The following is a 14392-nucleotide window of genomic DNA, read 5'->3' as shown; positions in this document are numbered from 1 at the left end:
AGGAGGCTTACACACATGAACGGAAACAGAGAAAAACTTGTCGTGATCGGTAACGGTATGGCCGGCATTAGTACAGTTGAACAGATTTTGAAATTAACTTCACGTTATGATATTACGGTCTTCGGCACGGAGCCCTATCCCAACTATAACCGAATCATGTTGTCCTATGTTCTGGAGGGCAGCAAAACCATTGATGATATCGTGCTGAATGATCTGCACTGGTATGAAGACAATGGCATTACGCTTCATACCGGTACAACCGTGTCCCGTATCGATGCAGATACCCGGGAAGTCGTTACAAATGAAGGCACACGGGTGCCCTACGACAAAGTCATTATCGCTACAGGTTCCAGCTCCTTTATCCTGCCCGTTCCGGGTCATGATAAAGAAGGCGTTGTTGGATTTCGGGACATTGCCGATTGCAATATGATGCTGGAAGCAGCAAAGCAATATAAAAAAGCGGCTGTTATTGGGGGAGGTCTTCTCGGACTGGAAGCAGCCAAAGGTCTGGTCCAGCTCGGCATGGACGTCACCGTAGTTCATCTCATGCAAGACTTGATGGAACGCCAGCTCGATCCTCAAGCTTCAGCCATGCTAAAAGCGGAACTGGAGCGTCAGGGCATTCGTTTCAGGATGGGCGCACAGACAGCTGAATTGATCGGCGGGGAACGTGTGGAAGGCCTCCGATTTGCCGATGATACCGTACTGGATGCAGACTTTGTCGTTATGGCTGTAGGCATTAAACCGAATACGATTGTAGCCCGCGAAAGCGGCATGGAAGTTAACCGCGGGATCATCGTGGATGACTACATGCAAACCTCACTCGAAGGTGTATATTCTGTCGGGGAATGTACCGAACACCGGGGAGTATGCTACGGCCTCGTTGCCCCATTATTCGAACAAGGCATGATTCTCGCCAAGCATATCTGCGGCGTGGAAACTGCTCCGTATGAAGGCTCTGTCGTATCTACCAAATTAAAAATCTCAGGTGTGGACGTCTTCTCCACAGGCGAATTTCTCGATAGTCCCGACCATACGGTGATCAGCCATAAAGATGACTGGAAACGGACCTACAAAAAAATTCTGCTGCGGGACAACATCATGGTCGGTGCCGTGCTCTTTGGAGATGTGACGGATTCTGCTGAATTGCAGAAGTTAATCAAACAGAAAACCGAGATGACGGATGAGCTGTATGCCTCGCTGATGGGTACGGGCTGTGGGGGTCACAAAAAAGCTGCTTCTGTTGAAACGATGGCTGAGGACGAAATCGTATGTGGATGTAATGGTGTAACCAAAGGAACGATTGTCGATGCCATTACGAATCAAGGTCTGAGCAGCGTTGATGAGATCAAAGCCTGCACAGGCGCAACCCGTTCATGCGGCGGATGCAAACCGGTAGTAGAACAAATTTTACAATATGTACTGGGAGATGGCTTCACAAGCGGCGCCAAACAGGGCATCTGTGGATGCACCTCGCTCAGCCGGGATGAAATTGTAGCCGAGATCAAGCAAAAAGGATTGCAGACGACCAAAGAAGTGATGAATGTCCTGGGCTGGAGCCAGCCTGAAGGCTGTTCCAAATGCCGTCCAGCAATTAACTACTACCTCGGCATGATTGCACCGGATACGCATGAAGACGAGAAGGAATCCCGGTTTGTCAATGAACGTATGAACGCCAATATTCAGAAAGACGGTACGTATACGGTAGTACCGCGCATGTACGGCGGCGTAACCACGCCGGAAGAACTGAAACGCATTGCGGACATTTCGGTCAAATACGATGTAAAAGCCGTCAAGGTTACCGGGGGACAACGTCTTGATCTGATCGGGGTCAAAAAAGAGGATCTGCCGCAGGTATGGGCGGAGCTGGATATGCCTTCCGGTTATGCTTACGCCAAATCGCTGCGTACGGTCAAAACATGCGTCGGTTCCCAGTTCTGTCGCTTCGGTACCCAGGATTCCATGGCGATGGGTGCCCTGCTTGAGCGCAAATTCGAGCGTCTTGATCTGCCTGCCAAATTCAAGATGGCGGTTAACGGTTGCCCTCGGAACTGTGCGGAATCATGTACGAAAGATATCGGTATCGTAGGTAACGATGGAGGCTGGGAGTTGTTTATTGGCGGTAATGGCGGTATCAAGGCCAGACTGGCAGACTCCTTATGCAAAGTAAAAACAGATGCAGAACTCATCGAACTCTGCGGTGCAATTATTCAATACTATCGGGAAACAGGCAACTATCTGGAGCGCACCTCGGAATGGGTAGAACGGATGGGGCTTGATCAGATTCGTTCGGTTGTGGTGGATAATACGGAGGAACGCAAAGCACTGATGGAACGCATTGAATTTGCTCTGAACCATGTGGAAGATCCATGGGAAAAAGTATTGCGCAACGAAGAAGGCCAGACCAAACTGTTCCAGAGAATTGAAGTTTCGGCTCGCCCTTAAGTTTTAATCCTTAAAATAATAACGTTCTATACTGGATTAATATGATATTCAATTTGCAGGTGAACCTGCCATAGAAAAGGAGCAGTCCAAATGACAACCAAACAATCAGGCACCTACTTTCCGGCGGGAGAGATTGAAGAGTTTCTCCCTCGCATCGGGAGAGTGGTAGAAATTGAAGGCCGACAGCTGGCTGTCTTCCGCGCCTCCGACGGTACCGTATTCGCTGCCGATAACCATAACCCCCACCCCAAGGGTGGGCCGCTCGCCGAAGGCATCGTATCTGGACATTATCTCTATGATCCGCTGTACGATTGGAAAATTGACTTAAGTACGGGTGAAGTGCAGGCACCAGATCAGGGACAGGTTCAGATGTTTCCGGTGAAACTCGAGTACGGACAGGTCTGGATTGCTGTATAGCTAGCTCCATGAGCAGGAACGAGATAGATGCACAATAATGGAGGAGACCAGGATGTATACACCAGGTGTTGAAGGAATTATTGAAGCTGCCGTTAAAAAACGGGATCAGATGAATGCCAGCTTGCCGCGTTACATGGTGGCTGCCTTAATGGCAGGGGCTTACGTTGGGCTTGGAATTATTCTGATCTTTAGTATCGGTGCACCGCTGCTTGCAGCCAAGTCACCCTTGCAAATGATGCTGATGGGCATGTCCTTCGGGCTCGCCCTCACGCTCGTCATTTTTGCAGGCTCGGAATTGTTCACAGGCAACAACATGTTTTTTACCATGAGTACGCTGGCAGGCCGGACCACAGTTCGGGAAACCTTGAAAAACTGGGGACTTGTTTTTCTCGGCAATCTGATCGGGGCCATTCTGCTCAGTCTGCTTATTGTAGGCAGTGGTTTGTTTAAAACCGCTGGACCGGAGCACTTACTGTTTGCCGTATCGGCCAAAAAGATGGCTGCACCCGTTACCGAATTGTTCTTCCGCGGTATTCTCTGTAACTGGCTCGTCTGTCTGGCCATCTGGATGGCGGCCCGTTCCAAAGAGGATATTGCCAAACTGGTACTAATCTGGTGGTGTCTGTACGCGTTTATCGCCAGCGGGTATGAGCACAGTGTCGCCAACATGACGCTCTTATCCCTGTCCTGGCTGCTGCCCAACCATCCCGATACGATCACGCTTGCAGGTTGGCTGCACAATATGATTCCCGTCACGCTGGGTAATATCATTGGTGGTGCGTTGTTTGTCGGTATGGCGTATTGGTTTATTTCCCCGGTTCGAAAGAAAGCCTGATCGGACCTCGTACACATTTTCCTTCATCGTGAATCATTAAAAGTCTAAAAAAGCCACCATGAATCAGCTGAATAAAAGTTCAGTCGACATGGTGGTTTTTTGGTTTTGTCCGTGGATATCCCTTTTCTCTCTTTATCCCCATGCTTATGTCTTTCACTTTCATGGTTTATTTTTACCTTTCTCGCATACATCGTTAATCCGTGGTTAACATAATTAAAGTATAGTCGGATCATACTCAACCAACAAAGGATGATAGCTTAGATGGGAATTCATACGTACTTTAGGTCACTGAACGATCTTGAACGCATCATTCGAACGCCTGGCAAGTTCAAGTTCGAAGAACACTGTGTTTCTGCCCATTCCTGGAAAGTAGTACAGTATGCCAAGACACTGGCCGATATTGAAGAACTTCACGGAGTAAGCATCGATTGGAAAAAGTTATACGAAATCACCAGCAGCCATGACTATGGTGAAATCTTCATCGGTGATATCAAGACACCCGTCAAACATTACTCGTTGGAACTGCGTTCCATGCTGCTCCATGTGGAAGAAGCGATGGTAGAGCATTTTATTAATGAAAATATCCCTGAGGAATTTAAGGACATTTTCCGCAGGCAGCTGCGAGAAGGCAAAGATGATTCCGTAGAAGGTCTGATTCTTGAAGTGGCGGATAAAATGGACCAGGTATATGAAGCCTTTGCGGAACTGCAGCGTGGCAATACGGAGAAAGAATTCATCGTCATGTACCGCTATGCACTGATCAAAATCAAAAATATCGACCTTCACTGTGTACGTTATTTCTTAGACAACATTCTGCCTGATATGATTGAAGAAGGCATTCGCTCCCCGTTCGATATCCGCAAAATCACCGAAGAAGCTTTGTCCCAATAATCAGCGCTGGCCATCTTGGTCCATCTGATCCAGGGACATGGCTTCTTTTCGTTGTTGTTGTTACCGATAAATGCTGCACATCGTACTTCCCACAGAAACAGCACATTATGCGGATAAGGCTATCCTTGTTCATCTTTCAATTAATCATGTGTCACCCCGCCAACTTCTGAGCGAGTTGCACGATCTGAACTTTCCTCAAGTGACTTAATCAGTTTTAAACGGGACGTAACTATGGCGAGCAGAATAACAAACAGGCCGGCGATGATGAACAGCAAGGCAATTCCTCTCCCCGGTCCAATTCCAATAATTTGACCAACTGAAGATGCCAGTACTCCGCCTTCCATCATCAGCGGATTAAACACGTGGTCAGCCAGAAATCCGGCCAAACTATACGCAATGATGAACCCGAGCTGTGACAGGATACCAATGATCCCCCATACTCTTCCCTGCTTCTCGTTGGCAATGTTGTTACGCACCAACACATCTGCGCTCATGTTAACAAACGGCAGCGAGGACAGGAACAGAAAGCCCGCGAAGATAATAAAATAGATGTTGATCGATATCCCGAGAAGCGAGAAGGACAGCCCGCACATGATTAACCCCATAACAAGTACACTTGCATACTTCTTCGTCATCGTGAATACCCCGATGCACAAGCTGCTGATCAGCATGCCAATGGCGCTAACGGACTGAAAAGTCCCCAGTGTTTTCGCATCCGTGAAGGACAAGAGCATTGGACCAATCAGCGTCTCCAGGAATCCCAGATAGAAGGTCACCAAGGAAATAATAATGACCAGCAGCAGTACTCCCTTATTCGTTACAACTTCCTTCCACCCCTCCTGAATATCGGTCATCCAGTTTGTGTCTTCTTTATTCTCCCGCTCTACCTTCATGCTCTTCCGAATGACCAGCACGGCCAGAATGGCAATCAAGAAAGTAGCGATATTAATGGTCAGGATCACTTCGATCGTTGTGATGCTGAGCAGGATTCCCGCAATAATCGGTGAAAACAAAAATTTGGAGGATTCAGCCAGCTGCACGAGTCCGCTCCCTTTGGAGAATTGTTCCTTATCGAGCAAGTCCGTGGCAGAAGCCTTGTATGCCGGACTTTGCAGCGCCGAAAAAACAGAACTGAACGATACCCCCACGTAAATATGCCATAACTGAATATCACCCGTGAGCATGATCGCCAGGATAAAAATCGGACCGGCTGCAGAACCCAAATCACCGATAATCATCATCGTCCGGCGATCGAATCGATCAGCCAGTACACCTCCAATGGGCCTGAGCAGGATGTTAGGCAGAAACGTAAACAGGGTAATCAGGGCAACACTTGTTGCCGTATTGGTCTTCTCGAAGGCATACACACCCAGTGAGAAAGCCGTAAGACCAATCCCGATCATGGAGACAAGCTGACCGGCCCATACAACCAGAAACTTTCTGAATGATGTTTGAACCGTGTGTTCCATTGATGCCGCCCCTCTCTCCTCTTAGGCTTGATGCGGAAAATACAGACGGGTAACGTAGGCGAAGCTTCCTTCTTTCGCCCCCAGGACACGTTCCACGATCTGAGAGAATGCCTCAACTTTTTTTTGAAGCTCTTCTTCCTTCCATTGAAAAATGCCCTGATCCAGTAAAAACTGTGAGGATACCAGTAAAAACTCAATTGATTCCTTCGGGTTAGGTGTATGAAACACGCCTTCCTGAATGCCTTGCTCCACCACTTCGGCCAAAATGGGACTTAAACGAATGACCGTCTCCACCAGACTCTTTTGGTGCATTTCCACATTTTGCACATGGTGCAATTGCTCAATCAGCCCCAGCTTTTTGTCATCAGGCTCATTCTGCGCCATAATAATGTGAAAAATCTTGTCATGGGCATCCAATTTTGGATCAGATACCACACGTCTCGCTGCTTCCTCCCCTTTCAGAATAAAACGCATGACGATGGCGTTCATTACCTCTTCCTTGGACTGGAAATAATAATAAAATGTACCCTTGGCAATGTTACATGCCTGGAGGATATCCATAACCGTTGCTTTGGTATAACCTTTTGTCACAAACAGAACCTCTGCTGCATCCAATATTTCATTTCGACGTTCTTCCGGATTTTTGATTAATCTCATATGCTGTCCTCCGATACACTCGACCGACTGTCGGTCTATTCTAGTCGTGAAGTTTCAGAATTAGAACCCCATTTCAGTTAACCACTGTGAAAGATGGCTTTCGCGGTTCTTCAGATCCTGACGTTCTCTTGCATACTTGCCGATATTTTTATCGGCCACCAATTTACCATCCATCATAAACAACACCCGTTCCGATCTAACAGCCACTTTGACATCATGGGTTACGAGCAGGATGGTGGTACCTGTGGCATTAATATCCCCCAAAATATCCATAATCTCGTGTGTGGATTTGGAATTTAGCGCTCCTGTTGGCTCATCTCCGAACAGAATATCCGGATTATTGATCAACGCGCGGCAAATGGCGATCCGCTGCAGCTGCCCTCCCGAGGCTTGAGTGATATTATGCTGGGCCAGCCCGTCAATTCCCATCTTTTTCATGAGTGACATTGCTCGTGTATTAATCGCATCTCTGCTGCTGTTCTTGGCGAGATACGCCGAAAGTACAATGTTGTCGAGCAGATTCAGATTCTTGAGCAGATGAATGTTCTGAAAAATGAAGCCCATCTTGTTTAATCGAAGACTCGCCAGATCGCTTTCTTGAAATGCCGATATTTTTTTGCCATTGAAGTAGACACTACCAGCACTGATCTGGTCCATGCCGCTAACGTTGTATAGCAACGTAGACTTGCCTGAGCCGGACGGTCCCATAATAGATACGAACTCTCCTTTTTTGAGTTGGAGATTGATATCTTTTAGAATGCTGTGTTCTTCATTCTCACCGATGGCTACAGATTTATTCACATCTTTAGCTTCAAGTATGGTTGTCATGGTTAATCCGCCCCTATTCTGTGATCATTTTGGATATGCTAGTTTCCTTGATCGACTGGATGCTGATCCATGCCGTCAGTACAATGGTTCCTGCAAGCAACAACGGACACAGAATATACGCCTGTACCGGGTTAATTACGAACGAAATATTTGAAGCACCAAACGTTGACATAATGGCGCTAACGAGCAAAGGTCCAAGCGTATTGGACAGTATCGTTCCTGCAGCAACTCCTACTATCAATATGACAAGTGACATTACGACATATTTCAGCTTGATCTTGGACAAAGCAAAACCGAGACTTCTCAAAACAGCGATATCGTTACTGTCTTTGGCTACGAGCATTTGAAGGAAAAGTAAGGTAATGAGTATCGAAATGAATACCCCGATGGCTAAAGCCAGCACTGTGACCAATTTCAATTGTTGAATGGTTCCTCCGAGCGTCTGATCCAGGTATCCCTGCAGATCTGTTACTTTGGCTGGAGAGTAAGATGTCTCATATTCAGCAATTTTGGCAGCCATCTGACTACGATCTTTCAAATCCAGGCTGACTACATACCACAGAACACTATCCTTGTTGTAAGGCAACAACGCTTTCGCCGTTTTTCCGCCATTTGTTACGTCCTGATAAATGCCACTGACCGTCATTACCTGATTCCTTCCATTCACCAGCAAAGTAAGCTGTTCTCCCGTCTTCAGCCCGAGCTCGCTGCTGTTCGCATCGGATAGTGCAATTTCATTGGTGGTTGCCGGGGCATTACCGTTGACATAAGACAATGGAAAAATGCTGAAATCCCCAGCTTCCACGCTCAGATTGTCATAACTACCTTCCGCATTTCGAACCTTGAACTGACTCGTTACCAGTGGAGAATATGTTTTAATGTCCTCATCTGTTTTGATCTGGTTTATCAAGTTGTTATAGCGCTGCTCTACATCATCCGTGTGCCTTAAATCAATTCGAATATCGCTTTGACCTACACCCATGTAGGAAATAAAACTCGGTGCCTTCAAGGTATTGAGGAAATTGATTGGCACAATCATAATGAACGAGCTGACAACAAAGACGAACAGTAACAAACGGAACATCCTGACGCGTTGAACTACATCCTTCAGTCCCAGAAAGACGGGTACAGAAGACCAACGATTACGGGACAGATTGAGACGATTGCGAATAATTTGATTGTCTCCCAGGCTTCCCGTTCGGAGTGCCTCCACCGCAGAGATGGAACGAAACCGCCGCAGCACCGTCCGGCAGAACAGAACCACCATGGCAAAAATCAACCCGCTAGCGAGTAAAGGTACCGCAAAATGCAACAAAGTTGCAGGCGCCTTTCCCAAGTACAACAAGATATTAGACACAAAAAGTCTGTTCACACCCAGTGATGTAACATATCCAAGCAGGGAAGCTAACCCGGCCATAAACACATACTTCATGAGATACAGTTTCTTAATGTCCTTCTCCGCGATTCCAATGGCTTTCATGACACTAATCTCACGATAATCTTCTTCTATGGTAGCCAGCATTGTGAACCGGATACAGAGCATCGCAATCAGAATCAGCACTAGGCTGACCAGAATGATAACGGCGGCTATAACACCATCAGTCATGGCATTCAGTAACTGGAAAAGGCCATACGTCACGACTGGACCAGCGTTAGGAAGTCCTGCATTCTGATAAGCTTGAGTGAATTCTCCTATCCGTCCGGGTTCCTTCAATCGAAACTCGATCAAATATTCCATCTCCCCAACACCCTGCTTCAATTCCTCTAGGGCTGCTGGACTCACAATAAAACGTTTGGAATGAATGACGGAGGGATTCATCTGGGCATCCCGGACAAAATCAACAATGGTATAGGAACGTTTGAATGAACCGTTATCAATTCGTACCTGTTCTCCTATCCTTAATTTGTTCTGCTGCATGTAATACACAGGAACTGCAATCTCGCCATCGTTTACCTGTATCATTTCACTATTCAGATTAAGTAAATAATCAAAATCCTGATTCTGAGTAACAAAATCAATGTCCATTACGCTATTTTTCTCAGATTCTGCTCCAAGAAACAGATTCGCACCGTCAATATTGACCATCTCTACAATCTGATGCTGCTCGACATTAGGATCAGCCTCAGCCCAAGAGATCACTTTGGCTTGATCCAATTCTCCAGCATGCATCTGTACAAAGTGAGGAGTCTTGGATTCGGAGAACAGATATTGAATGGAACTTGTTAATTCCATAATCATCCTGGACCCCGATGACACCAGTAAGGCAGCTAGCAGTACAAAAATAAACAATGAAGCCGTGATCCCTTTCTTTCTCTTGATATCATTTCTCAACATTCGTAACAGCATGAATAACGTGGCTCCTCTCATTCACGATTCATTTATATTGATCTGGAGTCAGATGCTGGAAGTATTGAAACTGATCTAAAAACATTGAATTTAAGATGTTAGACGAAATGGATGTCATCCACTTGGAATTAACATATGTATTTCATCTGAAGTACAGCATATCCACCTCCCTTCTAAAGGTTATCCCAAACAATGCACTGCGGTTCACAACGATTGATCTAGCCAGATTATACAATCCTCTTTTTATTTGTCAATTAAAACATATTTTTCTATTTCTCTTTTGTCGTAATCATTGACGATCCTATGTAAGCAGTATTTATAACCTTCTGTATTTTATTTTTGAAAAGGAATAAAAATAGAATTGACAACGCCCTTATTTGTAACTATTATAGTTACAATGGTGGTGATCATCCATGAAACAAATCAGCAGCCGCTTTTCCATTGCTGTTCACACACTGTCCTTAATTGCTGTTGCACCTAATGAGTGTACCGGGGATTTTATTGCTTTCAGCGTAAATACAAATCCCGTGATTATCCGGCGGATCATGTCTAAGCTGAAACAGGCCCGTTTGATTGAGGTCAGACCTGGCGTCGGCGGCGCTTCCTTATTAAAGGACCCGGCAGACATCACCCTACTGGATGTATACCGGGCACTTGAAGTAGTCCAGGATGGGGAGCTATTCAACTTTCATAAACATCCGAATCCGGATTGTCCCGTGGGCAGCATGATCGAACGTACCTTACGTGCCGAGCTCATTGAGGCCCAGACAGCGATGGAACAGCGCTTGAACCGCGTAACGATACAGCAGATGATGGATCAGGTTCATATCTCTGAATAAAAGAAGCTCATCATGAGCTTTTTTTAACCCTTTGGTTGTAATCACATCTGTTATAACGGACTTGATTACATCCAAACTTTTTTCAAAATACTTAAACCATTGGAGGAATATCTCATGAAAATTTTGGTTACTGGCGCAACAGGTCATTTGGGTTCACTGGTCGTAGAAGCTTTGTTAAAAACGGTATCCGCCGGGGATCTGGCTGTAAGTGTACGAAACCCGGAGAAAGCGGAAGCACTGCGTGCTCAAGGCGTCGACGTTCGTCATGGTGATTTCGATCAACCGGGTACACTTGCCAAAGCTTTCGCTGGTGTGGATCGCCTGCTGCTCATCTCCACAGATGGCGACAATGAGACACGTATCCGCCAACATCAAGCTGCGGTTAATGCTGCCAAGAGTGCAGGTGTTGGATTTATCGCTTATACTAGCGTGGTAAACGCCGAGAATAACACCCTTTCCCTGGCTGAAGTGCACCGTGCCACAGAACAGGCGATCCGCGAATCCGGCATTCCCTACTCCTTCCTGCGTAACAACTGGTATCTGGAAAATGAAGCAGGCAGCGTACAAGCTGCTACCCAAGGTGCCCCATGGGTTCATGCAACCAACGACAGTCAAGTAGGCTGGGCTACGCGCAGCGATTATGCACATGCCGCTGCAGCAGTCCTTACAGGTGAGGGACATGAGAATTCAGTATATGAGTTGTCTGGTAAACTCCGCACGCAAGCTGAACTTGCAGCCATCGTTGGCGAAGTGCTCGGACAGGACATCAATGTGCAAAACGTGGACGATGCTGCTTATGCCGACATCATGAAAGGTGCAGGTCTGCCTGACTTTGTGGTCTCCATGCTGGTTGATATGCAAGGTGCCATCCGTGAAGGCGCACTGGCAGTAGAGAGCGACACCTTGGAGAAACTGCTTGGCCGTCCGGCTCAACCATTGAGCGAAGGCGTTAAGGCGATTCTGGGCAAATAAAACGTCTTCAAATCCATATCAGCTATTAGAACGAAATTCTATTAGCTGGATAACCAAAAGGGACACACCAACAAATGTTGATGTGCCCCTTTTTCTGTAACATGTGCTTATATTGTATGGATCATCCGGATCATTGGATACATAACAGAATAACAAAATATACTCTATTGGACTCGCGGGCACTTTTCTTGTCAGCGACCGATATAGCGTGCAGGTATATGGTCAGCGAGCCAGATATTTTCGTTACCATGGTAAAAGAGGATACCATCTTTGGCTGCCTGCGCGGCATTAATTTTCAGGATTACGGGCTGATCATCACGTCTGCGTCCTACCTGTTCGGCCGTATTCATATCTGAGGACAAGTGCACATACTGCCGCTGCCGTGGCTGCAATCCCTGCTCCATAATCGAAGCCACCGCGCGAGCCGGTGTACCATGATAAAGCGTTACCGGCGGCTCCGCAGGGATTTTGGATATCTTCTGCGGGGTGGAATGACCATATAGCGCCCGGATGCGGCCGGAACGGATTTCATGTCTCTTTTTCTCCGAGGCCTGAATCATCTGCTCCAGGTCCGCTTCCGTTACTTCTTTCCACTGTGGACTTTCATGTAATGCCACAAGTAATTGCGAGATCTCCACCCAGCCCTCTTCATCCAGCTCCAGCTCATATTCCCAGGGGGCATGCCGCAGAGCATAAGAGAGCTCTTTGCTTAGTTTCATCAAATCCATCACGATCATCTCCCGAATCTAGTAACTCTCTTCTACCTCTCCGGTTGTACCGCAGTCAAAATCTCCTGAATATTGCGTGCCAGTCCTTCATCATCTTCCTGGTTAAATTGACGGTGGCCGTCAATCCCACGATGAATAATCGTGTTCATTACTGGATGCGCCTCCCGGTCCGAGGCCACCCGAATTAGATCGTCGGCAAAGTCCACTGCTTGCTGTTCACTGTAGTTAAATGGCTTGATCAACATCCGAATACTCAGTGCGTGAGCCTGGGGCTCTGCTAGTTGATCCCGATGAGTAATGCCGTATACGGCCCCAAAGCCGAATGCAGCGATCACCTGCCGCTCCAGCTCAGTTGTCTGTTCCAAAGGCGTACCAATCAATTCACAAATCCTGCCCACCATCTGCTCAAGCTCCGAGGCAGCCGCTGCCAGAATGACGTCATTAATATCTTCTGCGTTAATAAAATCAGTCATATTGTAGTTCTCCATTTCTCAGCCATATTTAATCCATTCTCTTAGACTCCCTGACCCCATTGTATCGGAGTTACGGTATTCGTTTCAAATCCCCTGTCTATCGAAGCTTCTCTCATTCTTGCATTACCCTTATATAAGCGAAGTCGATTGCGTTTCGAAACGATTTTTTGCGAGCTCCAGTGCCTTATCCTTTTCACCATGATTCATATAATATTTAAACAATATCTCCTCATAACGTTCGGCGAGATATTGGGAACCAAGCTCACGATAGTAAGGAAGAACTCTATCTTCTATCATTTCATAATACGCTTCCTCCTGGCCTTGCAAAATAACACATTGGAGTTCCAATTCCATATAACTTGCGTCTCCCGTAAGATCAGATCGATGCAGGGCTTCCAGAGATATATTTAATAGCTTGTTTGCAGGAATGAGATTACCCAGTCTATTCGCTTCTACGTAATTATTAAGCACCATCAGGTAGAGCGGTTGTTTCTCCGGAATGATATCCAGCGCCTGATTGTACCAATAGGCAGCCTCCTCATACTGCTTTCGCCGGTTATATTCGTAACCCAGATTGTTCAGCAGCTTGGCTTTTCGGTCAGGAAGACCGCAATCATCACATATCCGAATGAGATTCTCATATCTTCTTTTAGTCTCAGGAAAATCATGATACTCTCGGGAATTGAGCTGAACCAGCATAATGGTTTCGGTATCAATGATCCGAACCATATTGAGCGTTTTCCGAAAATGCTGGATAGCCTTCTCGGCGTAATAGTAAGACGTAATATTCGAATAGATCGAGTGATAGGCCAGGGACAAATGATAAAAGTATTCATGATTCGTATATTTCGATTGGTCAATAGAGGTTAACGTCTGGATGGATTTGGTATAATGCCCTGTTAGGAAATAGTAAATCCCCATCAGGTGGTGATAAAAATAATGCTCGTACGAATGCTCCAATTCATCCGGAATCTCGACTTTGTCTATAAGTCTTTCTGCCTCATCTATATTATTTAAAAATAAATAAAATCGGATCCGCAGCAAATCACAGGATAGACGCAAGTCTGGTATACCTGCTAGCGGTTCTTCTTCCAGCTTGTCTTTTAGACGAATAGCTTCGGCCGTTCTCTGCATAATAATGGCCTCTTGCCATGAATCCAGCAGATCCTTCATTTGATGATATCTGGTTACTTCCCTTACCATATCAATATGGAGTCGCTCACAGAGCATGTCCATAATCTCCTGTGAGTACTCTGTCATTCCCCGTTCAATTTTGCTCAGATGTGTGACTGAACAGATCCCTTTCACCAGTTCGCCTTGAGTTCGTCTATGTTTCTCCCGGTAAAATTTAATAATCTTCCCTTCAACCATCACTACACCTCGTTTTGTCCATCGTTTATTCCTAATTATAGGGATCGAATGTGGACTGTACCAGTTATATATTGGAGTCTGGTGTACCTGGGAGGAGAATTTTGGGAGAATCGCAAGGTG

13 protein-coding genes are annotated in these 14392 nt (G+C 46.3%); 6 read left to right on the top strand and 7 right to left on the bottom strand.

Going from position 1 to position 14392, the window contains the following annotated elements:
- Window positions 1–15 precede the first annotated feature (15 nt).
- The 4 genes from nirB (at window position 16) to ABIC22_RS17545 (ending at window position 4588) form a co-directional block, all read left to right on the top strand.
- Entirely contained in the window at window positions 16–2445 is a 2430-nt protein-coding gene (gene nirB / locus ABIC22_RS17560; protein ID WP_354482724.1) for a nitrite reductase large subunit NirB, read from the top strand.
- Between the two features lie 90 nt (window positions 2446–2535).
- Window positions 2536–2862 (top strand): nitrite reductase small subunit NirD, encoded by a 327-nt coding sequence (gene nirD, locus ABIC22_RS17555; protein ID WP_127537711.1) that lies wholly within the window; start codon window positions 2536–2538, stop codon window positions 2860–2862.
- Between the two features lie 52 nt (window positions 2863–2914).
- Window positions 2915–3697 carry a formate/nitrite transporter family protein gene (locus ABIC22_RS17550; RefSeq protein ID WP_193723920.1) on the top strand — a complete coding sequence of 261 codons (783 nt, stop codon included), beginning with the start codon at window positions 2915–2917 and terminating at the stop codon, window positions 3695–3697.
- A 261-nt stretch (window positions 3698–3958) separates the two neighbouring features.
- Window positions 3959–4588, top strand: coding sequence for a YfbR-like 5'-deoxynucleotidase (locus tag ABIC22_RS17545; protein ID WP_154895073.1), 630 nt, complete (start codon window positions 3959–3961; stop codon window positions 4586–4588).
- A gap of 140 nt (window positions 4589–4728) precedes the next feature.
- On the opposite strand, the gene ABIC22_RS17540 is transcribed toward ABIC22_RS17545, so the two are convergent.
- The 4 genes from ABIC22_RS17540 to ABIC22_RS17525 are packed head-to-tail and all read right to left on the bottom strand — an operon-like array spanning window position 4729 to window position 9889.
- On the bottom strand, window positions 4729–6057 hold the full coding sequence (locus tag ABIC22_RS17540; RefSeq protein WP_354482719.1) for an MFS transporter: 1329 nt from the start codon (window positions 6055–6057) through the stop codon (window positions 4729–4731).
- Between the two features lie 21 nt (window positions 6058–6078).
- The gene (locus ABIC22_RS17535) at window positions 6079–6714 is read right to left on the bottom strand and encodes a TetR/AcrR family transcriptional regulator (RefSeq protein WP_154895070.1); all 636 of its coding nucleotides are present in this window, start codon (window positions 6712–6714) and stop codon (window positions 6079–6081) included.
- A gap of 60 nt (window positions 6715–6774) precedes the next feature.
- Complete coding sequence (locus ABIC22_RS17530) at window positions 6775–7542, bottom strand: ABC transporter ATP-binding protein (RefSeq protein WP_354482715.1); 768 nt, start codon at window positions 7540–7542, stop codon at window positions 6775–6777.
- A 13-nt stretch (window positions 7543–7555) separates the two neighbouring features.
- Window positions 7556–9889 (bottom strand): ABC transporter permease, encoded by a 2334-nt coding sequence (locus ABIC22_RS17525; RefSeq protein WP_354482712.1) that lies wholly within the window; start codon window positions 9887–9889, stop codon window positions 7556–7558.
- Between the two features lie 413 nt (window positions 9890–10302).
- Between ABIC22_RS17525 and ABIC22_RS17520 the strand changes: the two genes are divergently transcribed.
- Both ABIC22_RS17520 and ABIC22_RS17515 read left to right on the top strand, forming a co-directional pair.
- On the top strand, window positions 10303–10728 hold the full coding sequence (locus ABIC22_RS17520; protein ID WP_354482709.1) for an Rrf2 family transcriptional regulator: 426 nt from the start codon (window positions 10303–10305) through the stop codon (window positions 10726–10728).
- A gap of 114 nt (window positions 10729–10842) precedes the next feature.
- Window positions 10843–11700 carry an SDR family oxidoreductase gene (locus ABIC22_RS17515; protein WP_354482707.1) on the top strand — a complete coding sequence of 286 codons (858 nt, stop codon included), beginning with the start codon at window positions 10843–10845 and terminating at the stop codon, window positions 11698–11700.
- A gap of 191 nt (window positions 11701–11891) precedes the next feature.
- Here the strand turns inward: ABIC22_RS17515 and ABIC22_RS17510 are convergent, their stop codons facing one another.
- The 3 genes from ABIC22_RS17510 to ABIC22_RS17500 form a co-directional block, all read right to left on the bottom strand.
- Window positions 11892–12428 (bottom strand): RNA 2'-phosphotransferase, encoded by a 537-nt coding sequence (locus tag ABIC22_RS17510; protein WP_354482704.1) that lies wholly within the window; start codon window positions 12426–12428, stop codon window positions 11892–11894.
- 32 nt (window positions 12429–12460) lie between these two features.
- On the bottom strand, window positions 12461–12901 hold the full coding sequence (imm48, locus tag ABIC22_RS17505) for an Imm48 family immunity protein (RefSeq protein ID WP_127537700.1): 441 nt from the start codon (window positions 12899–12901) through the stop codon (window positions 12461–12463).
- 129 nt (window positions 12902–13030) lie between these two features.
- Window positions 13031–14272: a transcriptional regulator gene (locus ABIC22_RS17500; protein ID WP_127537699.1), complete on the bottom strand. Its 1242-nt coding sequence runs from the start codon at window positions 14270–14272 to the stop codon at window positions 13031–13033.
- Between the last annotated feature and the right edge of the window lie 120 nt (window positions 14273–14392).

Origin of the sequence: Paenibacillus sp. PvP094 (genome assembly GCF_040546835.1) — a bacterium.
Lineage (GTDB): Bacteria > Bacillota > Bacilli > Paenibacillales > Paenibacillaceae > Paenibacillus > Paenibacillus illinoisensis.
Note: the sequence above shows the minus strand (reverse complement) of the source record. Positions and strands in the feature narration are given on the sequence as shown.